Source organism: Rubrivirga sp. S365, from assembly GCF_032248475.1.
Classification (GTDB): Bacteria; Bacteroidota; Rhodothermia; order Rhodothermales; family Rubricoccaceae; genus Rubrivirga; species Rubrivirga litoralis.
Genome location: NZ_JAVTTN010000001.1, coordinates 304,903 through 324,407 on the forward strand (window position 1 = coordinate 304,903; position 19,505 = coordinate 324,407).

Here is a 19,505-nt window from a genome sequence, read left to right on the forward strand (position 1 = left end):
GGACGCAGGGAGACCACGCGTGGTGTCCGCACGAGGGGGCACGCCGCTCTGGTGCGGGGGCGGGATGGTCGCGCGCCGCCCCGCCCTCGGCGCGCCACAGACGCCGACCGCCCCGCCCGAGGACGCCCCGGCGGGCCGCCTCACAGTTCCACCCCACCCGGATCCTCCGCGGGCGGGGCGGCAAGTCCATCGCCCCCCGCCACGCGCGGGAGGCGGACCGTGAACGTGGTCCCCTCGCCCTCGGCCGTCTCGAACGCGATCGACCCGCCGACGGCCTCGACGGCCCGCTTCGAGATCGCCAGGCCCAGGCCCATCCCGCTCGTCTTGGTCGAGAAGCTGGGCTGGAACACGTTGTCCCGCGCCTCCTCCGCGATGCCCGTCCCGTCGTCGGCCACGCGGACCTCGGCCCACGCCGCGTCGACGGCCTCGGCGGCCAGCCGGATGCGGCCGGGGGCGGGGCGGTCGGGGATCGCCTGGAGCGCGTTCGTGAGCAGGTTCACGAGCACGCGGCGCAGCTCGTCGCGGTCAGCCACGACCGTGAGCGGGGCGGCCGGCAGGTCGAGGGCTAGCTCGGCCCGGCCGCTCTCGGCGAGCGGCCCCTCGAACAGGTCGGCCGCCTCCTGCGCCACCCCGCCCAGGTCGAGCGGCTCCGGCGCGCGGGCCGGCATCTGGGCGAACGTCGAGAAGTCGGACGCGATGCGGCTCAGCGTCTCGATCTGGTCGATGAGCATGTCCGTCGTCCGCTCGAACTGGCCCGCGAAGCGGACGTCGTCGGGCGGCGCCTCCTCGCCGGGCGGCCGGAACGTCCGCTGGAGGTACTGGACGGAGAGCTTCATGGGCATGAGCGGGTTCTTGATCTCGTGGGCCACCTGGCGCGCCATCGTGCTCCAGGCCACCTCCCGCTCCTGCTCGGCCAGCTTCCGGCGGCTCTCGGCGAGCGCCGCCTGCATGCCGTTGAACGCCTCGACCAGCTCGCCCACCTCGTCGCGCGTCTCGACCGGGATCGGCTCCAGCTCGGCCCGGTCCGCCCCACCCGCGCCGACGGCGAGGAGCCCCTCGCGGAGCCGCGCGAACGGGCGCGTCAGCTGGCCGGCGAGGACAGCGGCGACGACGAGAATGGCTGCGAGGAGGGCGAGGAGGCCGCCGAACAGGTAGGCCACCATGCGCGCCTGACCCGACTCAATCGCCGCCTGCTCCGAGATCGTGGGGACCGCGATCGCGCCGGCCGCCCGCCCCGCCGAATCGGGGAGCACCTTGTAGCCCGTCGTGTAGGTGAACGTGCCGATCCGGTCGGCCCCGAACGCGTACGGCTCACCTTCGAGGAAGAGGGCGCGGTAGACGTCGCCCGGCAGGCGCGGCTCGATGAGGCGCTGGCGGACGAGCTGGCGCCGGCTCGACGCCCGCAGCTGCGGCCCCACGTAGAAGTGGACGTCGACGCCCAGCGCAGCGGCGACGGCGTCGAGCCCGCCGGCCTCGACGTCGGCCGAGGCGAGGGCGGCCTCGGCCCGGTTCAGCCGCTGGCGGAGCGCGTCGCGGACCGACTGCCGGTTCTGCTCGACGATCACCTGCCGCCCCACGACGCCCGTCAGCGCCACGCTCGCGAGGCCGACCACGAGGAAGCGGTTGAGGACCTTGTCGCGAAACCGCGTGCGCGGGGCCGGCACGAGCCCGGCCTGCCACCGCAGCCACAGCCCGACGACGAACACCACCCCGCCCAGCGCCAGGCCCGAGAGGCTCAGGCGGAGGAGCACGAACAGCACGTCGAGCCCGTCCTCGGCCGGCGCGCGGACGGCGACGACGTCTTCGGCGTCGTCGCCCAAGCGCTGGTAGTAGGCCCGCACGGCGCGCCCGCCGAGCGCCTCGGTGCGGCCGTAGCCGCGCGCCCGGTCGCTGAGCACGCGGAAGACCGTCGAGTCCAGGCGGAGCGGGGCCTCGCCGCGGTTGCGCACGAGGACGCCGTCGTCGTACTCAGCGTAGCTCAGAGCTTCGTCGTCGAGCCCGAACAGGCCCGTCGGGGCGAGCACGCGGGGGAACGGGGTCTCGGTCGCGAACCGGGCCGAGCGGGGCGTGGCCCGGAGGTAGATCCACGCCACGGCCTCGTCGTCGGCCGTGAGGAGCGGGGCGATCGCCGCCGACCGGCTGAGCCCGCGGCGCTCGCTCACCGGCAGCCGCCGCCGGAACGAGCCGCCCTCGTCGCGGGCCAGGTACTCCTCGCGCATGGCCTCGAACGCGAGCGGGTCGCCGCGTCCGGCGGGCGGGGCGGCGCCGCCCTCGACGTAGCTCCCCAGCGTGTCGCCGGCCGGCCCCACGAGCCGGAGTTCGGTCGCCACGTCGGCGAGCGAGCCCAGGAGCGAGCTCGTCACGAGCCCGGCCGCGAGCACGTCGAGCCGCTCGCGCGTCGAGTCGGCCGGCGCGCGCCCGGCGGTCCGGGCCGAGTCGGCCTCGGCGACGGCCTCCAGGAGCGCCGGCCCCAGCGCGTCGTCGGCGCGGGCGTCGCCGAGCACCTGCTCGACGGCCAGCGACACGCGCTCGTCGCGGGCGTTCGAGAACGCGTAGGCCGCGTCCGAGAGGAGGTCCTCGGACCGCTCGTGGAGCGGCCCGCGCATAAACCCGTACACCACCGGCGCCAGCACGAGCGCGCCCAGGAGCACGCCGCGGAACGAGACCGGCTGCGTCCACCGCTCCGGCTGCCCCCCGAGCGCGAGCGCGAACCCGAGGCCGAGCCCCACGAGCGCCAGCGACGGCAGGGGCGGGGCGGAGACGAAGGCGGCCGCCCCGCCCGCCGCGACGAGGGCCACGGCCGCCGCCACGGCCCCGCCCCGCCCGCGCCCCGCCCACCGCGCGAGGAGGACGGCCGCCGCGACCGCGAGCCCGAGCGCCGCCAGCGCCGCCACGAGGCCGGCGAGCACCACGACCGCCGGCCCGTCCAGGAGCGGCGTCGCGCGGTCGGCGTACCCGATCGTCGCGTCGAGCACGGCCTGCCGGACCCACACGGCCCCGACGGCGACGGCCCCGGCGGCGGCCGCCGCCACGGCCGCGAGCGAGAGGGCCGCCGCCCCGCCCCGCCCCGGCGACGGGCGCGATGCCCCAAACCGGAGGGCCACGACGAAGACGGCCGAGGCGGCCGTGAGCGCGAACAGGGCGGACAGCGCGAGGTCGCCCGGCGACCGGAGCGCGCCCCACCCCACGTCGGACGCAAGCAGCGCGGGGTCGAACAGGGCCGCCGGCCGCCGCGCGCGGTCGAGCCACCGGACCGGCACGTCGAGGGCGAGGAGCCCGTAGCGCGTGGCCGCGAGACCGCCCACGAACGCGGTGAGCGCGGCCGCCGCCCGGCCCCAGCCGCCGCCCCGCCCCGCCCGGCGGAGCGCGGCGCGGACGAGGCCGCCCAACCCGCCCATCGCCCACACGAGGAGCAGCGCGGCCCACGCGGCCGACACGTCGTCGGCCGACCGGTGGAGGCCCGCCCGCAGCGCCGCGACCGACGGCTCCGACACGGACACCTGCCCCAGCACGGCCCCGTCCGGCCCCCGGAGCGCCGCCGCCCGCGCCGGCACGCGCGACGTGATGCGGACCGTGAACGGCCGCTCGATGCCCGGCCGCCACTCGTCGGCCAGGTCGTAGTCCTGGAGAAAGCGGTTGCGGACCGGGACCGAGACCTGCGCCAGCCGGACGACGCGGACGGCCCCGAGTACGTCGCCGTCCGCGCGGACCGGCAACCACAGTGCGATCGCCCGCCGCTCGGCCTCGTCCTCGACGGCCCGCGTGCGGAGCGAGTCCGGCGGCGGCCCCGAGGCGCGCGGGAACGACGGCCCCTCCCACGCCAGCAGCGCCCCGTCCCGGTCGACGACCTCGACCGACAGCCGTCCGCCGTCCGTCTCGGCGGCGAGCGACTCGAAGGCCGCCGCGAGCACGGCCGCGGGCGGGTCGGGGCGGGGCGGCGGGAGCCCGGCGGCGGCCGTGTCGGACCGTGCGAGGGCTTCTCGGACGGCCGGCAGCCGCCCCACCGCCTCAGCCCGCTCCCGCATCGTCTCCAGGTCGGCCGCGAGCGCCGCGCGGACCTCCTCGACCGTCCGCACCTGGACCCGCCGCGCGTCGCCCGGCCCCACGCGCGACGCGCGCCAGCCCGCCCACGCCTGCGTCGCGGCGAGCAGGGCGAGGAGCACGAGGGCGCCGCCGAGGAGCACGGCGCCGCGCCGGGTCAGGGAGCGCGGGAGCGTCACGGGCAGGGGCAGCGGGCCGGGCGAAGCTAGCACGCCCCCCGGCGGGCGTCAGCGGCCGCCGCGGAGGGCCGAGCGCCGCTCGACGCGGAGCGAGACCAGCCTCCAGCCCCCCTCGCCCTCGCGGTGAACGGCCCGGACGTTGAGCGGCTGGCCGTCCTCGGCCGTCCAGTAGCGCCAGATGGCCGTGAGCCCGTCCTCGCTCGACGACCGCTCAGCGATCGCCACGCGGTCCGGTGGGTACCGGCGGAAAAAGTCGCGGAGCACGTGGACCGCCTGCGTTCGGCGGACGGTCCCGCCCCGCCCGAAGAGGACCACCTCGACGCGGGCATCGGCGCGGCCCAGCACGGCGCCCGGGTCGGCCTGCTCGAGCCCAGCCTTGACCTGCTCGAGGACGTCGTCGGTCGACTCTTGCCGGCCCCCGGCCGCGCCCAAAACGAGCGCGAGCACGCCGATGAGCGCGAGGCGATGGGGAGCCGAGAGGAGGAACGCCATGAGCGGGACGTGCGGGGAAAACACCGGACGCGGGCGTGGGGCAAAAGATAGGCCGTGCTCCCGCTCCGAGCCGTGCCCGCCCCGCCCCGCCCCGTCTACGGCGGCCCCGACGCCCCACGCCCGACGACGCTCCACACGCACCGAGCGCACGGGTGCGACTCGGGTCCCCGGACCGGCGGGGCGGGGTGGGGAGGATCGGAGACGGACGTGTCTCTTTTTCAGGCCGTTCGCCGGGCCGCCCCGCCCGCGCCCTGCGACGCCACGGCTCTGGGCGCGCATGCGCCGCCTCTGGTCCGCGGGCGGGGCGGTATGACCGGCGATCCCGTTACGCGGGGCGGACGTGGGGCGGGGTGATTTATGCCCACGCACGCTCCGCCGATGCCCCTCGGCCCCACCCCGCCCCTCTCCGATGCCCCGCCTCCGAACAATCCTCGCTGCCCTCGTCCTCCTCCCGCTCGCTGCGTGCGACGAGACCGGCGGCGCCGCCTTCACGAATGTCGAGACGGCCCTCAACGACGCCGTCGTCGAGCGGGGCAAGGGGAACTACGAGGCGGCGGCCCTCCTCCTCCGCGGCGCCCTCGAACGGGAGCCCGAAAACGCCGAGGTGCGCGTCGAGCTGGCGACCACGCTCCTCGACCAGGGCGGCGTCGGCGTCCTGGACATCGACCGGATCGCCCGGTTTATGACCGAGCAAGCGGGGAGCACCGAGGCCGGGGGCGCCCGCCGCGCACAGGCCACTCCGAACGGGGCGTGCGAGCACGCGTCGGACCCGGCGGCGGTGCCGTTCGGCCTGGCGGACGTCGGGGGGTACGCCAAGCTCAAGGCCGAGGACGCCCGCATCCGCGAGGCCGACGAGGCCCTCCGCTCGGTCGTCCCGTCCGCGATCCGGGGCTTCGACGTGTGCCAGAGCGTGGCCGGCGGCGCCCTCGTGTACGACCGCGACGGAGCGCTCCGCGACCTCCGCGCGCGGGACCTGAGCGAGACGCAGGTCCGCCAGGCCCTAGCCGTCAACGGGCTCACGCAGCTCGTGTCGAGCTACACGCGCCTGGCCGAGGCCGCCGACCGGACCGCCACGTGGTACCGCCTGGCCGACGGGTCCGTGGGCGTCTGCGCCGACGACGAGGCGGCCCTGGAGGCGAGCGCCCGCGAGGCCGCCGCCGGGTTCGGCCAGGCGCTCCTCTCGCTCGACGCCCGCGCCTTCCTCTTGGGCGAGGACGCGGCCGGCAGCGACGTCGCGGACATCGCCCTCGACGCCTACGACGAGGTCGAGCGCGCGGTCGGCGACTACTGCGACGAATCGTAGGCCGCCCCGCCCGAGACGCACCCCGCCCCGCCCCGCCTACGCTCGTCCCCCCGCTCATGCCCACGCTGCCCGCCCTGCGGCTCCGCCCGCTCCTCGCGCTCACTCTCGCTCTGGCGGCCGGCTCCGTCGCCGCCCAGCCCTTCGGGGCGCTCTCGCAGGACGACGCCGTCGGCCTCCCCGACCTCCCGCGGCTGGCGGCGGGCGGGGCGGTGGCCGCGCTACCCACGTTCGACTCGCCGTTCCTGGCCAACCCCGCCCACATCGCGGGCACGCGCCGGCTCGCGCTGAGCGTCGCCGGCGTGACGGCCGGGGCCGGCGGCAACCTCCGCGAGACGTACGACTTCTACGACCGCGACCTCGGCCCGGCCCTCGACGAGGGACTGGAGCGGATGCGGGACGAGGACCCCGAGCGGCTCGAAGCCCTCTACGCCGAGGCGCTCCGCGTGGGCGGCGCGCAGAAGACGCTCGACGTGGCGGTCCTGGCGCCGTCGGTCCGCGCTCGCGTAGGCGGCGTCGCGTTCGGCGTCGGGCTCTACGGCCACGCCGTGACGCGCGGGCAGGTGCTGGGGGGCGGGGCGGGCGTCCCCTACGTCGACCTCTACAGCCAGGCCGACGTGCTGGTCCCGGCGGTCGTCGGGGCCGACCTGACGCCGTTCGGGGTCCCGGTAAGCGTCGGGGCGTCGGCGACCTATGTCCAGCGGCGGCTGACGGCCAAGGGCGAGGCGCTCGACGCGTTCCACCCGGACTCGGAAAAGCTGTACGTGCTCCGGGGCGACGGCCTCCGCGTCGGGCTGGGCGTGCTCGCGCGCGACGTGGGCGTCCGCGGCCTCGACCTGGGCGCCGAGGTGTCGGGCCTCGGCCGGGCGATCGCCTACGGCTACGAGCGGTCGTTCGCCGTCTCCGGCTCGGCCGACGACCCGGACGACGCGGCCGAGATCGCGGCGCTCCAGGCCCGCTTCGCCGAGCGCGCGGGCGGGGCGGCCCTCCGCGTCGGCGCGGCGTTCCGGCTCCCCGAGGGGCCGGGCGTGAGCGGGGCGGCGCTCGCCCTCGACTACACCTCGGCGTCGACGGCCGAGTACGACCAGTCGGTCCGGGCGGGCCTCCGCGGCGGGGCGCGGGCGACGCTGGGCGGGCTCGTCGAGGTGCAAGCGGGGCTCAGCCAGGGGATGGCGTCGGGCGGGGCGGCGCTCGTGACGCGCTTTGCGCGCCTGGCCTACGCGACCTACGGGGTCGAGGACGGACGCCTGATGGGGCAGCGGCGGCGGCGGGCGCACGCGGTGCAGCTCCGGTTCGGGCTGTTTTAGAGCGCCCTCCGGGTGGGTACGGGGTACCGGGTACGAGGTACGGTCCGATCTGACCTCGGCGCTCACGCACCTCGTACCGAGTACCCTGTCCCTACCTGCATGTTGCTCTGGAGGTGGCAGGTGACGCAATCGCCCGCCCCGCCCCGTGGTGCATGGGCGGGGCGGCCGTGCGGCCGGTGTCTACCCCGCCCGCGTCGGGCGCGGCGAACTGCGTTTCTGCGCCCGTCGCCGGGCGGGGTGGCGCTGTTCGAGACCGCCCCGCCCGCTGCTCGCGGGATCGCGGGCGGAACGAATCCGCCGCCACGGATCAGCCCTTCCCCTCGTCTTCGCCCCAGACTCACACGCTTGGGCGCCCTGGCGTTTGGCCGCGGGCGGGGCGGCCCGTACCTTCCCCGACTCCGCTCCGCGCGCTGTCCAGCGGCGGGGCGTCGTTTTGCTCCCTCCCCGCTCGGCCCCGATCCGATGGCACGAACCGACCAGATCACCGGCAAGAAGCCGATGTTCGGCAACCACGTCTCCCACGCCAACAACAAGGTGCGGCGGCGGTTCAACGTGAACCTCCAGAAGAAGCGGTTCTACGTGCCCGAGGAGGACCGCTGGATCACGCTCCGCGTGTCGGCGCAGACGATCAAGACGATCAACAAGAAGGGGATCTCGGCCGTGCTCCGCGAAGCGCGCGCCAAGGGAACGTCCCTCGTTTAGAACGTCCCCCGCTCACCCTAGACCCCCGAGACGATGGCCAAGGGCAAAGACGTCCGCCACCAAGTCACGCTCGAGTGCACCGAGGCTCCGGGCTCGTCGCGCTACTCGACGATGAAGAACCGCCGGAACACGACCGGCCGGCTCGAGCTCAAAAAGTACAACCCGGTCCTCCGGAAGCACACGCTGCACCGCGAGATCAAATAGGGACGGCGGCCGTCCGTTAGACCGCCCCGCCCCACCAGACCCCCAGACTCATGGCGAAGAAAGTCTCGAAGAACCAGCGGACCAACCGCGGTGCCCAGGAGGCCAAGCAGATGGCGAAGATCATCGTGTCCTCGAAGAAGCAGAACGGCCAGTTCGAGTTCCGCTCGAAGATGGTCGAGGCGGGCAACGTCCAGGACGAGCTCAAGGCGGCCCAGGCCGCTTAGAGCCTCCGGCGCCACCCCGCCCCCAGGCGGCCCTGCTCGGCGGGGCCGCCTTTTTTTTGCGCGCACGGGCGGGGCGGCTAGCGGTGGCGGGCGCCGAGCCACGCGCCCACGCGGTCGTCGCTGGGCCAGAGGAAGGCGGCGAAGGCGAACAGTGGCGCCCCGAACGCGAGGGCGAGGAGGTCGCCGGTGAGAAACGCCGCGAGCGCGCCGGCGAGGGCCGGCACCTCGGCGGCGGCGAGGGCGGCGACTGTGTGGAGCCGAACGGTCCGCTCGGCCTCGGCGGCCGACCCCGCCCGCCCCAGCCGCCGCTCCATCCGGTGCACGAGCGCGAAGGCGCCGGCGGTCCCCACGACGCCGATCAGAGCGACGACGTAGAACGCGCCCTCGGCCCGGTCGGCGAGCGGGGCGGGCACCGTCCGAGCGAGCGCGAGCCACCCCATCGTGCCCAGGGCCGCGGCCGCCCCGCCCAGGACGGCCGCCCAGACGATGCGGAGCGGGAGGGCCACGTCGCGGGCGGCGTCGGGGCGGGGCGGCGGAGCGGGCACGGGCGGGGCGGTCGGCGTCGCGGAAGCGGGGCGGCGGCAAGGTAGGACGCCGCGTATCTTCGGGCGTGGCCGCCGCGGCGGCCGCCTCGGGGCGTAGCTCAGTCCGGTAGAGCGCTGCGTTTGGGACGCAGAGGTCGTCGGTTCAAGTCCGGCCGCCCCGACACCGCCCCGCCCTAGCGGGGCGTGTGGGCCTGTAGCTCAACAGGATAGAGCGTCGACCTTCTAAGTCGAGGGTTCCAGGTTCGAGTCCTGGCAGGCCCGCGGTCTTCGTGGCTGGTCTATCCCGCCCGGGCGGGGCGGTCGTAGCTTCGGGTCTCTGGTGCCGTGGCCGAGGGGTTAGGCGCAGGTCTGCAAAACCTGTCACAGCGGTTCAAATCCGCTCGGCACCTCCCCGCCCCGCCCCGCCCCGCCCTCTCCGCCGAGGGCGGGGCGGTCTGCGTTGGGGCGGGGCGCCTGAGCGGGGCGGAGACCGTCCCGCGCGCGGGGCCGTTGCCCAACCCCCTCCGGTGGGCGAAGTTGGCCCCGCCCGAGAGCCCCCACCCCGCCCCGCCATGCGCGCCCTGTTCCTCGCCACCGTCCTCGTCCTCGCCGCCGGCTGCTCGTCCGGCGTCACCGTCCTGGAGGCGCCCGAGCCGCCGCCGTCGACCGAGCCGGCGTTCGAGCCGCTGACCGAGGAGGAGATGGGCGAGCCCGCGGACACGGACTTCGAGGTCCCCGTCGTCTACGACACGCTCGACAACGGGCTGAAGGTCGTCCTCTCCGTCGACCGCTCGGCGCCGACGGCGATTGTCGCGGTGTACTACAACATCGGGTTCCGCATCGAGCCCCGCGACCGGACCGGGTTTGCGCACCTGTTCGAGCACATGATGTTCCAGGGGTCCGAGCACCTGGGCAAGAACGAGTTTATCGGCCTCGTCCAACGCAACGGCGGCGTCCTCAACGGGTCGACCCGATTCGACTTTACGAACTACTTCGTGATCGTCCCCTCGAACACGGTCGAGACGATGCTGTGGGCCGAGGCCGACCGGATGCGCGGGCTCGACGTGACGCAGGAGAACCTGACCAACCAGCAGGGGGTGGTCTCCAACGAGGTCCGCGTCAACGTCATCAACCAGCCGTACGGCGGGTTCCCGTGGCTGGACCTGCCCCAGACGGCCAACGAGAACTGGTACAACGCCCACAACTTCTACGGTGAGCTGAGCGACCTCGAAGCGGCCACGCTCGACGACGTCCAGCAGTTTTTCGACACCTACTACGCCCCGAACAACGCCGTCGTCGTGGTCGTGGGCGACATCGACGTGGGGCAAACGGAGGCGTGGGTCGAGCGCTACTTCGGCGGCATCCCGCGCGCCGACGTGCCGCCCATCCCCGACATTTCGGAGCCCCCGCAAGAGGCCGAGAAGCGCGCGACGAAGGTCGACTCGCTCGCGCAGCGGCCGGCGCTCGCCTTCGGGTACCACATGCCGCCCCGCAACTCCGAGGCGTACTACGCGATGGGGCTCCTCAACGAGATCCTCCTCGGCGGCGAGGACTCCCGCCTCCACCAAGCGCTCGTAAGCGAGGCCGGCGTGACGGCGAGCGTCGACGGCGGCATCAACTGGCCGCTCGGCAACCTGTTCAACTACAACGGCCCGACGCTGTGGTCGGCCTGGCTCGTCCACGACGCGTCGACGCCGGCCGACTCGGTCCTGGCGCTCATCGACCGCGAGCTCGACCGCGTGGCCCGCGAGGGCGTCACGCCCGAGGAGCTGGCCCGCGCCAAGGTCGAGCTCCGGTCCGAGTTCTACGACACGCTCGGCGGCACGTTCGGGCTCGGCCGCGCCGACCTCCTCGCTTCGTTCGCGCTCTTCGACGACGACCCCGACCGCATCAACACGGTCCTCGACCGCTTCGAGGCCGTCACGCCGGGGCTCATCCGGCGGACCGCCCAGCGCGTGCTCCGCGACGAGAACCGGACCGTGATCGAGCTCGATGCCGCCGGCGCAGGGACCTGACACCGCCCCGCCCCGCTGCCTCGTCCCGCCGCCCCGCCCCGCACCGGCGTTGCCTGCAACGCCGCGACGCCGACGCCCTCATGACCCGCCTCCTCCCCGCCCTCGCCCTGCTCCTGCTCGCCGCTCTCGCACCGACCGCGAGCGCCCAGACCTCCGCAGGGGAAGGCGCAGCCAGCTTCCCCGCCACCCCGCCCGCGCCCGGGCCGCCCCGCCCGTTCGACCTCCCCGAGGGGCGGACGTTCACGCTCGACAACGGGCTCGGCGTCACGCTCGTCCCCTACGGCGCGATCCCGAAGGCCAACGTGCTTGCCGTCGTCCGCGTGGGGAACGTGGACGAGGGGCCGGGACAGAACAGCCTGGCCGACCTCACGGCCGACCTGTTGACCGAGGGGACCGAGACGCTCTCGGCCGAGGAGATCGCCGAGGCCGCCGCCGCCATGGGCGGGGCGATCTCGGCCGGCGCCGGGCTCGACCAGACCACGGTCGGCGGCCGCGTGCTCGCCGAGTTCGTGCCCGAGTTCGTGCGCCTGACGGCCGACGTGCTCCGCCGCCCCGCCCTGCCCGACGACGCCTTCGAGCGCGTCCGCCGCGACCGGCTCCGCGCTGCCGCCGTCGGCCGCTCGCAGCCGGGGACGGTCGCGCTCGCCGCGTTCCGCAAGACGCTCTACGGCGACCACCCCTACGCCTCCGTCGTCCTCCCCGTCGCCGCCGACCTCGAGGCCGCCGACGCCGACGCGGTCCGCGCCTTCTACGAGGCCCACGTCGGTCCGGCGCGGACCCACCTCTACGTCGTCGGCCAGTTCGACGAGGGCGAGACCGAGGCCGCCGTCCGCCAGGCATTCGGGGACTGGGCCGCCGACGTGGCGCCCGCCGACCCGACGCCGCCCGAGGCGCGGGCGGGGCGGCGCGTGGTGCTCGTCGACCAGCCCGGGGCCGCCCAGTCCAACGTCTACGTCGGGCTCCCGACCATCGACCCCTCGGCCGACGCCGACGACTACGTCGCGCTCCAGGTGACGGACGCGCTGCTCGGCGGGAGCTTCGGGAGCCGGATCACGCGCAACATCCGCGAGGACAAGGGCTACACCTACAGCCCGGGCTCGTCGGTCTCGGTCCGCTTCCGCGACGGCTACTGGGCCGAGAGCGCGGCGGTCGTGACCGAATCGACCGGCCCGGCCATCCGCGAGATCCTGTACGAGATCGACAGCCTCGCCACCACCCCGCCCTCGGCCGACGAGCTGGAGGGAATCCAGAACTACCTCGCCGGGACGTTCGTGCTGCAGAACTCGTCGCCCGGCGGGATCGCCGCGTTCCTCGCTTTCCTCGACCTCCACGGGCTCGACCGCGACTACCTCGAGGGCTACGTCCAGCGCGTCTACGCCGTCACGCCCGACGACGTCCAGCGGACGGCCCGCGACCTCCTCCGCAGCGACGACCTCGCGATCGTGGTCGTGGGCGACCGGGCGGCCGTCGAGGAGCAGCTCGCCCCGTTCGACGACGTGACCGTCGAGACGGTCGACGCCATCGAGTAGCGGGCGGGGCGGGGCGGGCGTGCAGGCGCGGTCGCGTCGCTACGGGAAGCGGCCGACTCCACAGACTCGATCACCGCACGGACCTGCCCCCGGACTCGCTGGTCCTTCAGCTTCTTAAGGTCCCGGAGGAAGCTCGTGCGGAAGGCCGTCGTCACGAGGCTCAGTCCAGAGCGGCGAACACGTCGTCTCGCTCTACGCGGTCGGTCTCTAGGCCGCTTCGGATCGCTTCGGCCAGCGCGACGTCTTCCAGCACCTCCGCCATCACGTCGCGGAGAAGATCACGACGGTCGTCGAGGGCGTCCGCGACGGCTTGACGCAGCATCTGGCGGAGAGAGTCTTCCGAAATGGTTACGTGAGCCATGACTGAGGTGGATGTTTGGAGCGGTAGCGTGCTGCCGTGAGAACGGACACCATACAGCGGGCGGGGCGGAGAAACGTCAGTCCGGCCCATAGGGGTCCGCCGGGTCCCACGCGTCCGCCTTCGTCCACAGGCCGGCGGCGAGGCACACCGCCCCGCCCACGCCGAGCAGGAGGAGGGACCAGAACGCGAACGGGCCGCCGCCGAGCTGGTCGAGCGGCGGAGGCCCGCTCAGCATCCACCGGCGCACGGGCGGCACCGACAGGCCGGCGTACGCGGCCCCGACCGCGGCCCAGCAGAGGAGGCCCAGGACCACGATGAACGTGCCGACCGCGTCGGCGACGGCCCGCCCACCCGTCAGCGGCGGCGACTCCTGCTCGGCCACGCGGACCCAGCGGCGGGCGGCTCCGGCCAGCACTACCCCGCTCCCGACCGTGACGAGGACCACGGTGAGCAGGACGGCGAGCGCTGCGAGCGTCCAGATCGAGAGGGCGTAGAGCACGCCGCTAGCGCGCGGGCGGGGCGGCCAGCGCGCGGAGCGCCACGTAGCCGGCCGTCAGCATGCCGCCGAACACGAGTGTCACGACGACGGCCGAGAGGTGCGCGTGCGGCGCGAGGACCGGGCCGAGCACGTCGCGCGCGAGCCCGAGCGGGGTGGTCAGGAGGTCCCACGAGTTCCACCGGAGCACGCGACCGAGGTAGACCCCGAACGCGCCGAGGAACAGGGCGCCCACGGCCGACGCCCACCCGGCCGCCCCGCCCCAGCGCCGCGCGACCACGCCCTGCACGTCGGCCAGCGACACGTAGCCGGCCAGGAGCCCCACGCCGGCCGCCGAGAGCAGGACCGCGAGGTCGTACCAGAACGGGACCGGCGGGCGGCCCCGCAGGTGGACGAGGTCGGTCAGGATGTATGGGGCGTTGGGGAAGAACAGGAGCCACACGGCCCCGACGGCAACGAGCGCCGCCCCGCCCGCGCCCCGGCGGTCGAGCCGGACGAGCCACGTGGAGGCGGCGAGCGGGACGGCGGCGAGGAACAGGTTCCACCCGAGAAACAGGCCGAAGCCGGACCCGGTGAGGCCGATGCGGACGCCGACGAGGGCGGCGCACCAGCCGCCGAGCGCGACGGCGAGGGCGAGACGGCGGGGGGGGGAGGTAAGCATGGGAGCGGGGCGGGCTGACTTTGCCGAGTAAAGCGCACCCAACGAAACGAGCCGGGCGCGTGTTGCACCCGGCTCGCAAAGAGTTTGCCGCCGGCCCTAGCCGTCGTCGCGGTCGTTGACGCGAGCGGGCGGGGAGGTCGCCTCGACAGCCGTGAGGTCGTCGAGCACCTTGTAGTGGCGGACGGTGCCCTCGGGTACGAGGTAGCTGTCGCCCTTTCCGCACGTGACGACGTCGTCGCCGACGTGGACCTCGACGCGGCCCTCGATCACGTACCCGACCGTCTCGTACGGCCGCGTGTGATCCTCACCGGCCTCGCCGGCCGACTCCTTCCAGAGCCGCATGGCGACGGACGTGCCGCTGACGAGGTAGGTCTGCCCGAGCTCGCCCTGGGGCGAGGCGGAGGAATCGATTTTCTTGATGGACTGGTCGGCCATGAGGGGCGGGGTGGGGAGAGGAGGGGGCTGGGTTGAATCGGCTGCGCGGGGCGGTGTTTCGGACGCCGCCGCCTGAGGGCCGCCCCGCCCGGGCACCTCGGCGGGCGGGGCGGGTCAGACGCCGCCCCGCCCCACCCTCTGGGTCCGCCCTGCCTGCCGCCCCGCCCCCCGTCGTCGTCGTCGGCCTAGGCCCCGTGGGCGGCGTGCTCGCTGCGCTCCTCGGCGCGCGCGGCGTCCGCGTCGTGGTGCTGGAGCGGGACGCCGCCCCGCACAGCACGCCGCGCGCGGCGCACCTGGACGGCGAGGCCCTCCGCTGTCTCGCCGCCGCCGGTGTCGAGACAGCCGGGCTGGGCCGACCGCTCGACGGGTTCGACCTGGTCGACCGGCGCGGCCATTTGCTCCTGCGCGGCCGCCCCGCCCAGGCCGCCCCGCCCGGCTTCCCCGTGGGCATCTTGATGTATCAGCCCGACGTCGAGCGCGCGCTCCGCCGCCGCCTCACCGCGCTGCCGACGGTGGACGTCCGCCTGGGCCACGCCGTAGAGTCCATCCGCGAGCGGGGCGGACCGCAGACCGGCGGACCGCAGACCGGCGGGGCGGTCGACGTGAGCGGGACCGGGCCGGGCGGGGCGTTCGCCGTCGAAGCCGCGCTCGTCGTCGGGTGCGACGGGGCGAGCAGCCGGGTCCGCGAGGCGGCCGGCGTCGCGCTCGCGGGCGGCGGGTTCGAGCAGGCGTGGCTGGTCGTCGACGCGCTCGTCGACCGTCCCGCCCGCGAGCGGCTGCCCCGCCGGCTCCTCCAGATCGCCGACCCCGCCCGGCCCTCGACCTACGTCCCGTTCCCCGACCCGCGCCGACGGTGGGAGTTTCGGCTCCGCCCGGGCGAGGACGCCGAGACGATTTGCCGGCCGTCGTCCGTCCGCGCGCTCCTCGCGCCGCACGTCGACCCCGACGCCGTCGAGGTGGAGCGGGCGGCGGTGTACACGTTCCACGACCTCGTCGCCGAGCGGTGGCGGGCGGGGCGGGTCGTGCTCGCCGGCGACGCGGCGCACCAGATGCCGCCGTTCCTGGGGCAAGGGCTGGGCGCCGGCCTGCGCGACGCCTGGGCGCTCGCCCCGCTCGTCGCCGCCGTCGCGCAAGGCGGGGCGGCCCTCGGGAGGCTCGACACTTACGAGGCCGAGCGCCGCCCGCACGTCGAGGCGACGGTCCGCCAGGCCGTGCGCCTGGGGCGGCTCGTGACGCTGCCCGCCCCGCTCGCCGCCGTCCGCGACGCCGTGCTGCGGGCGGGGTGGCGGGTCCCAGCCGTGCGTCGGCGGCTGCTGGACGTGCGGGGGTGACGGCGGGAAGCGGAAGACGGCCGCCCCGCCCGCAGGAGCACGACGGCTACGGTTCGTAGGGACATCATGCATGGTGTCCGCATTGGGCCACGTCTGCCTGCCCTCGGCGCGGGCGGGGCGGCCACGGATCGGGAGCCACCGGGCGGGGTGGCGGGCCGAGCAAGCTGGACGCCGCCCCGCCCGGCGGGAAGACGCCGAGCGGGGCGGGCGGGCGTGAGGTTTCGGCGCGGCCGGACACCCCGCTCCCTGAGGCGTTAGAAAGGCTGCCCCTGCTGCCGCCCCGCCCGCCCGATGCCCGCTGCCGACCTGTCCCAGCGCGACCGCCTAGTCACGCTGTTCGCCGTCCTGCTCGCGCTGTTCCTCGGCGCCCTCGACCAGACGATCGTGGCGACGGCGCTCCCGCGCATCGTCGAGGACCTCGACGGCGTCACGCGCTACGCCTGGGTGGCGACGGCCTACCTGCTGGCGTCCACGGCGATGGTCCCGATCTACGGGAAGCTCGCCGACATCGCGAGCCGGCGGACGGTCGAGGTCTGGGCCATCGGCCTGTTCCTCGTCGGGTCCGCGCTGTGCGGGCTGGCGGGCGAGTTCGGGCCGCTGCCGGTCTTGGGCGACGGGATGACACAGCTCATCGTGTTCCGCGCGCTCCAGGGCGTGGGCGGGGCGGGCCTCTTCGCGATGGCCTTCATCGTCATCGCCGACCTGTTCCCGCCGGCCGAGCGCGGCAAGTACCAGGGGTTCGTGGGCGCGGCGTTCGGGATCGCGAGCGTGCTCGGGCCGCTCCTCGGCGGCTTCCTCACCGACCACGCCGACGGCGTCATTCCGGGCGTGGCGGGGTGGCGCTGGGTGTTCTACGTCAACATCCCGTTCGGAGCCCTCGCGCTGTGGTTCGTGCTCCGCCGGATGCCGCGGTTCGACCCCGTCGGGGGCGGGCGGATCGACTACCTCGGCGCCGCGCTCCTCGTCGGCGGGCTGGTCCCGTTCGTGCTCGCGCTCCAGCTCGACAAGCAGGCCTGCCCGTGGGCCGGGCCGGTCACGCTGGGGCTGCTCGCGGGCGGGGCGGCGCTCTTGGCCGGGTTCGCCGTGCGCTCGGCGCGGACGTCGGACCCGCTCCTCGACCTCGGCCTGTTCCGCCAGCGCGTGTTCTCGGCGTCGGTCGCCGCCCTGTTCTTCTACGGGGGCGCCTTTCTCGGGCTCGTCGTGTTCCTCCCGCTCTACCTCGTCAACGTCCTGGGGACGAGCGCGACGGCGGCGGGCGTGGCGCTCATCCCGCTCTCGCTCGGCGTCGTGTTCGGGGCGACGGTCAGCGGGCAGATCGTCTCGCGCGTCGGGCGCTACAAGCGGTTCATGGTGGGCGGCGGGCTCGTGTTCGTCGTCGGCGTGTTCGGGCTGAGCCGGCTCACGGTCGACACCTCGTTTTCGACCATCCTCGTGCTCATGGTCGTGTGCGGGCTGGGCGTCGGGCCGACGCTCCCGCTCTTCCCGCTCGCCGTCCAGAACGCGGTCGACGTGCGGAAGCTGGGGCAGGCGACGAGCGCGACGCAGTTTTTCCGCCAGATCGGCGGGGCCGTGGGGACGGCCGCGCTGGGCGCCGTCCTCGCGCTCACGCTCACGACCGCGCTGGGCTCGGCCGCCGCCGCCCCGCCCGTCGAGGGCGGCGTGCCCGCGACCGCGGCCGAGGGCGCGCTGCCGCCGGAGCCGGTCCGCCAGGCGTACGCGCTCGCCACGCGCCACGTCTACACGCTCGCGCTCGGGTTCGTGGGGGCGGGGTGGCTCCTGACGCTCCTCGTGCCCGACCTCCCGCTGCGCAAGACGTTCGACGAGGACCTGGGGCGCGGGACCGAGGTCGGGCCGCCGGACCCGAGCACGGTCCACGCGGTCGAGGCGCAGGCGTAGGGCGGGGCGGTAGGTTCGCTCGCCACCGTGCCCGCCCCGCCCATGCCCGCCGCTCCCGCACCGCCCGCCCGCCGCCTGTGGTGGCCGCTCGCCGCCGTGCTCGTCGCGGGCGGGGCGGTCGCCGCGTGCGCGCCGCCGGCGCCGGTCGAGGACGCACCCGCCGCCCCGCCCGAGGCCGCCCCGCCCGAGGAGGGGCGGGCGTTCCTCCAGCCGCTCGACCGCCTGGACTGGCCGGAGGACGCGGAGGGCACGGCCGGCCTGTACCTGGCGGAGCCGGTCTCGGTGAGCGCCCTTGAGGCGGCGTTGCCCGGGCCGCCGTCAGATCGTGCTCGGCTCGTCGGGTTCTACTTCAAAGTCCGCAACGTCTCCGGGTCCGCGATGGGAGAAGGCCGCGAGAGTCTGGCCGAGGCGGTCGCCACGTTCCGCGGCCAGCTCACCGGCATGCGAGCCGGGCTGTCCGTACCCGGGCGGCTGGAGTGGATGGCCGCCCCGCTCGACACGGTCGGTCTGGAGGCGTTCCGGGCCTCGCGTGAGCTCCAGATGATGGCCGCGTCGCTCGTCAGCAACCACGCCGACGCACGGGCCGCCGAGCGGGCCGCGGCCGGCGACGCGCCCGTCGTCGTCGGGCTCCTGGTCGACGGGACGCGGGCGCAGGTCGAGACCGTCGCCGCCCGGCTCCCCGTGGCGGCCTACGCCGACGTCCGGGCGGCCAGGGCCGCCGACGTCCGCGGCGTGCTCGTGCCCAGCCTCATCGGCGCCGGCGTCCGCCTGGAGCGCGAGCGGGCCGTCCGCGACAGCCTCCTTTTCGGCCGCCTCGACGCCGGCGACCCCGCCCTCATCGACAGCCTCTACCGCGCCTCGACGGCCCTCTACGACTCCCTCACCGCCCGCTAGCGCGCTCCCGCCCCGACGCCGAACCGCGGGCGGGGCGGACCCAAAAGGCGAGGCGGTAGGTTCGCCCGCCCCGCCCAGAGCAGGCGCTCTCCTCCCCCACCCCGCCCCGGCCATGCCCGACCGCCCCGCCCCATCCGACGCCCACTCGCTCCGCCTCGACGGCAAGATCGCCCTCGTCACCGGCGCCAGCCGCGGCATCGGCCGCGCGATCGCCGAGGCGTTCGCCGCCGCCGGCGCGTCGGTCGCCCTCGCCAGCCGCACGCAGGCCGACCTCGACGCCGTCGCCGAGGCCATCCGCGCCGAGGGCGGGGAGGCGCTCGCGGTCGCCGCGCACACGGGGAGCGACGAGGGCGTGGCCGCGCTCGTCGACCGCGTCACGAGCGAGTACGGCGGCGTCGACGTGCTCGTCAACAACGCGGCGACGAACCCGCACTACGGGCCGATTCTCACGAGCGAGATGTCGCAGTGGGACAAGACCTACGACGTCAACGTGAAGGGCTACTTCCGCACGATCCGCGCCTGCGTGCCGTCGATGACCGAGCGGGGCGGCGGCTCGGTCATCAACATGTCGAGCGTGGCCGGCGAGCGGGCGCTGCCCGGCATGGGCGTCTACTGCGTCTCGAAGGCCGCCGTGCTCATGCTTACCGAGGTGCTCGGCGCCGAGCTGGCCCGCGACCAGATCCGCGTGAACGCCGTCGTGCCCGGGTTCGTCAAGACGCAGTTCTCGTCGGTCCTGTGGGAGGACGAGCGGGCGGCCCAGCAGACGCTCCAGCTCGTGCCCCTGCGCCGGATCGCGGACGCCGAGGAGATCGCCCCGCTCGCGCTCTACCTCGCGTCCGACGCCAGCCGGTTCGTGACGGGCTCGCGGTTCCGCATCGACGGCGGCCAGCTCGTCGGCACGCCGGGGATGTAGG

18 protein-coding genes and 3 tRNA genes are annotated in these 19,505 nt (G+C 75.2%); 14 read left to right on the forward strand and 7 right to left on the reverse strand.

The window, feature by feature from the left end:
• Window positions 1–140: 140 nt before the first annotated feature.
• Together RQM47_RS01360 and RQM47_RS01365 are read right to left on the reverse strand one after the other, a co-directional pair.
• Window positions 141–4,220, reverse strand: a complete 4,080-nt coding sequence (locus tag RQM47_RS01360; protein ID WP_311663561.1) for an ATP-binding protein — start codon at window positions 4,218–4,220, stop codon at window positions 141–143.
• Between the two features lie 48 nt (window positions 4,221–4,268).
• On the reverse strand, window positions 4,269–4,712 hold the full coding sequence (locus RQM47_RS01365; protein ID WP_311663559.1) for a DUF4783 domain-containing protein: 444 nt from the start codon (window positions 4,710–4,712) through the stop codon (window positions 4,269–4,271).
• 409 nt (window positions 4,713–5,121) lie between these two features.
• Here RQM47_RS01365 and RQM47_RS01370 point away from each other — a divergent pair, with 409 nt between their 5' ends.
• From RQM47_RS01370 to RQM47_RS01390, 5 genes are all read left to right on the forward strand, one after another.
• Window positions 5,122–6,015, forward strand: coding sequence for a tetratricopeptide repeat protein (locus RQM47_RS01370; protein WP_311663557.1), 894 nt, complete (start codon window positions 5,122–5,124; stop codon window positions 6,013–6,015).
• Window positions 6,016–6,071: 56 nt separating this feature from the next.
• Complete coding sequence (locus RQM47_RS01375; protein WP_311663556.1) at window positions 6,072–7,319, forward strand: hypothetical protein; 1,248 nt, start codon at window positions 6,072–6,074, stop codon at window positions 7,317–7,319.
• Between the two features lie 462 nt (window positions 7,320–7,781).
• Window positions 7,782–8,021, forward strand: a complete 240-nt coding sequence (rpmB, locus tag RQM47_RS01380) for a 50S ribosomal protein L28 (RefSeq protein ID WP_311663554.1) — start codon at window positions 7,782–7,784, stop codon at window positions 8,019–8,021.
• Between the two features lie 33 nt (window positions 8,022–8,054).
• On the forward strand, window positions 8,055–8,225 hold the full coding sequence (gene rpmG, locus RQM47_RS01385; protein WP_311663552.1) for a 50S ribosomal protein L33: 171 nt from the start codon (window positions 8,055–8,057) through the stop codon (window positions 8,223–8,225).
• 50 nt (window positions 8,226–8,275) lie between these two features.
• Window positions 8,276–8,449 carry a hypothetical protein gene (locus RQM47_RS01390; RefSeq protein WP_311663550.1) on the forward strand — a complete coding sequence of 58 codons (174 nt, stop codon included), beginning with the start codon at window positions 8,276–8,278 and terminating at the stop codon, window positions 8,447–8,449.
• A 77-nt stretch (window positions 8,450–8,526) separates the two neighbouring features.
• Here RQM47_RS01390 and RQM47_RS01395 read toward each other — a convergent pair whose 3' ends face one another.
• The gene (locus RQM47_RS01395) at window positions 8,527–8,994 is read right to left on the reverse strand and encodes a hypothetical protein (RefSeq protein WP_311663548.1); all 468 of its coding nucleotides are present in this window, start codon (window positions 8,992–8,994) and stop codon (window positions 8,527–8,529) included.
• An 87-nt stretch (window positions 8,995–9,081) separates the two neighbouring features.
• Here RQM47_RS01395 and RQM47_RS01400 point away from each other — a divergent pair.
• The 5 genes from RQM47_RS01400 to RQM47_RS01420 all read left to right on the forward strand — a co-directional run bounded on the left by RQM47_RS01400 (window position 9,082) and on the right by RQM47_RS01420 (window position 12,517).
• A tRNA-Pro gene (locus tag RQM47_RS01400) sits at window positions 9,082–9,155 on the forward strand.
• Between the two features lie 26 nt (window positions 9,156–9,181).
• Window positions 9,182–9,255 (forward strand) — tRNA-Arg (locus RQM47_RS01405).
• A 57-nt stretch (window positions 9,256–9,312) separates the two neighbouring features.
• Window positions 9,313–9,383, forward strand: a tRNA-Cys gene (locus RQM47_RS01410).
• Between the two features lie 162 nt (window positions 9,384–9,545).
• Entirely contained in the window at window positions 9,546–10,988 is a 1,443-nt protein-coding gene (locus RQM47_RS01415) for a pitrilysin family protein (RefSeq protein WP_311663546.1), read from the forward strand.
• An 80-nt stretch (window positions 10,989–11,068) separates the two neighbouring features.
• Window positions 11,069–12,517, forward strand: a complete 1,449-nt coding sequence (locus tag RQM47_RS01420) for a pitrilysin family protein (protein ID WP_314007092.1) — start codon at window positions 11,069–11,071, stop codon at window positions 12,515–12,517.
• Window positions 12,518–12,677: 160 nt separating this feature from the next.
• Here RQM47_RS01420 and RQM47_RS01425 read toward each other — a convergent pair whose 3' ends face one another.
• The 4 genes from RQM47_RS01425 to RQM47_RS01440 all read right to left on the reverse strand — a co-directional run bounded on the left by RQM47_RS01425 (window position 12,678) and on the right by RQM47_RS01440 (window position 14,470).
• A complete protein-coding gene (locus tag RQM47_RS01425) occupies window positions 12,678–12,878 on the reverse strand; it encodes a hypothetical protein (RefSeq protein ID WP_314007094.1) in 201 nt (66 codons plus the stop codon).
• Between the two features lie 76 nt (window positions 12,879–12,954).
• Window positions 12,955–13,377, reverse strand: a complete 423-nt coding sequence (locus RQM47_RS01430; RefSeq protein ID WP_311663540.1) for a hypothetical protein — start codon at window positions 13,375–13,377, stop codon at window positions 12,955–12,957.
• A 4-nt stretch (window positions 13,378–13,381) separates the two neighbouring features.
• Entirely contained in the window at window positions 13,382–14,035 is a 654-nt protein-coding gene (locus RQM47_RS01435; RefSeq protein WP_314007097.1) for a DUF1361 domain-containing protein, read from the reverse strand.
• Window positions 14,036–14,131: 96 nt separating this feature from the next.
• A complete protein-coding gene (locus RQM47_RS01440) occupies window positions 14,132–14,470 on the reverse strand; it encodes a cupin domain-containing protein (protein WP_311663536.1) in 339 nt (112 codons plus the stop codon).
• Between the two features lie 53 nt (window positions 14,471–14,523).
• Here RQM47_RS01440 and RQM47_RS01445 point away from each other — a divergent pair, with 53 nt between their 5' ends.
• From RQM47_RS01445 to RQM47_RS01460, 4 genes are all read left to right on the forward strand, one after another.
• The gene (locus tag RQM47_RS01445) at window positions 14,524–15,801 is read left to right on the forward strand and encodes a bifunctional 3-(3-hydroxy-phenyl)propionate/3-hydroxycinnamic acid hydroxylase (RefSeq protein ID WP_314007100.1); all 1,278 of its coding nucleotides are present in this window, start codon (window positions 14,524–14,526) and stop codon (window positions 15,799–15,801) included.
• A gap of 291 nt (window positions 15,802–16,092) precedes the next feature.
• Entirely contained in the window at window positions 16,093–17,697 is a 1,605-nt protein-coding gene (locus tag RQM47_RS01450) for an MDR family MFS transporter (RefSeq protein WP_314007102.1), read from the forward strand.
• A 42-nt stretch (window positions 17,698–17,739) separates the two neighbouring features.
• On the forward strand, window positions 17,740–18,591 hold the full coding sequence (locus tag RQM47_RS01455) for a hypothetical protein (RefSeq protein ID WP_311663530.1): 852 nt from the start codon (window positions 17,740–17,742) through the stop codon (window positions 18,589–18,591).
• A 112-nt stretch (window positions 18,592–18,703) separates the two neighbouring features.
• Window positions 18,704–19,504, forward strand: coding sequence for a glucose 1-dehydrogenase (locus RQM47_RS01460; RefSeq protein WP_311663528.1), 801 nt, complete (start codon window positions 18,704–18,706; stop codon window positions 19,502–19,504).
• Window position 19,505 lies beyond the last annotated feature (1 nt).

What these genes read in the sequence shown, in the direction of transcription:
- RQM47_RS01365 (WP_311663559.1), bottom strand. Translation starts at nt 4,712, where the DNA reads ATGGCGTTCCTCCTCTCGGCTCCCCATCGCCTCGCGCTCATCGGCGTG.
- RQM47_RS01370 (WP_311663557.1), top strand. Translation starts at nt 5,122, where the DNA reads ATGCCCCGCCTCCGAACAATCCTCGCTGCCCTCGTCCTCCTCCCGCTC.
- RQM47_RS01375 (WP_311663556.1), top strand. Translation starts at nt 6,072, where the DNA reads ATGCCCACGCTGCCCGCCCTGCGGCTCCGCCCGCTCCTCGCGCTCACT.
- rpmB (WP_311663554.1), top strand. Translation starts at nt 7,782, where the DNA reads ATGGCACGAACCGACCAGATCACCGGCAAGAAGCCGATGTTCGGCAAC.
- rpmG (WP_311663552.1), top strand. Translation starts at nt 8,055, where the DNA reads ATGGCCAAGGGCAAAGACGTCCGCCACCAAGTCACGCTCGAGTGCACC.
- RQM47_RS01390 (WP_311663550.1), top strand. Translation starts at nt 8,276, where the DNA reads ATGGCGAAGAAAGTCTCGAAGAACCAGCGGACCAACCGCGGTGCCCAG.
- RQM47_RS01415 (WP_311663546.1), top strand. Translation starts at nt 9,546, where the DNA reads ATGCGCGCCCTGTTCCTCGCCACCGTCCTCGTCCTCGCCGCCGGCTGC.
- RQM47_RS01420 (WP_314007092.1), top strand. Translation starts at nt 11,069, where the DNA reads ATGACCCGCCTCCTCCCCGCCCTCGCCCTGCTCCTGCTCGCCGCTCTC.
- RQM47_RS01425 (WP_314007094.1), bottom strand. Translation starts at nt 12,878, where the DNA reads ATGGCTCACGTAACCATTTCGGAAGACTCTCTCCGCCAGATGCTGCGT.
- RQM47_RS01435 (WP_314007097.1), bottom strand. Translation starts at nt 14,035, where the DNA reads ATGCTTACCTCCCCCCCCCGCCGTCTCGCCCTCGCCGTCGCGCTCGGC.
- RQM47_RS01440 (WP_311663536.1), bottom strand. Translation starts at nt 14,470, where the DNA reads ATGGCCGACCAGTCCATCAAGAAAATCGATTCCTCCGCCTCGCCCCAG.
- RQM47_RS01450 (WP_314007102.1), top strand. Translation starts at nt 16,093, where the DNA reads ATGCCCGCTGCCGACCTGTCCCAGCGCGACCGCCTAGTCACGCTGTTC.
- RQM47_RS01455 (WP_311663530.1), top strand. Translation starts at nt 17,740, where the DNA reads ATGCCCGCCGCTCCCGCACCGCCCGCCCGCCGCCTGTGGTGGCCGCTC.
- RQM47_RS01460 (WP_311663528.1), top strand. Translation starts at nt 18,704, where the DNA reads ATGCCCGACCGCCCCGCCCCATCCGACGCCCACTCGCTCCGCCTCGAC.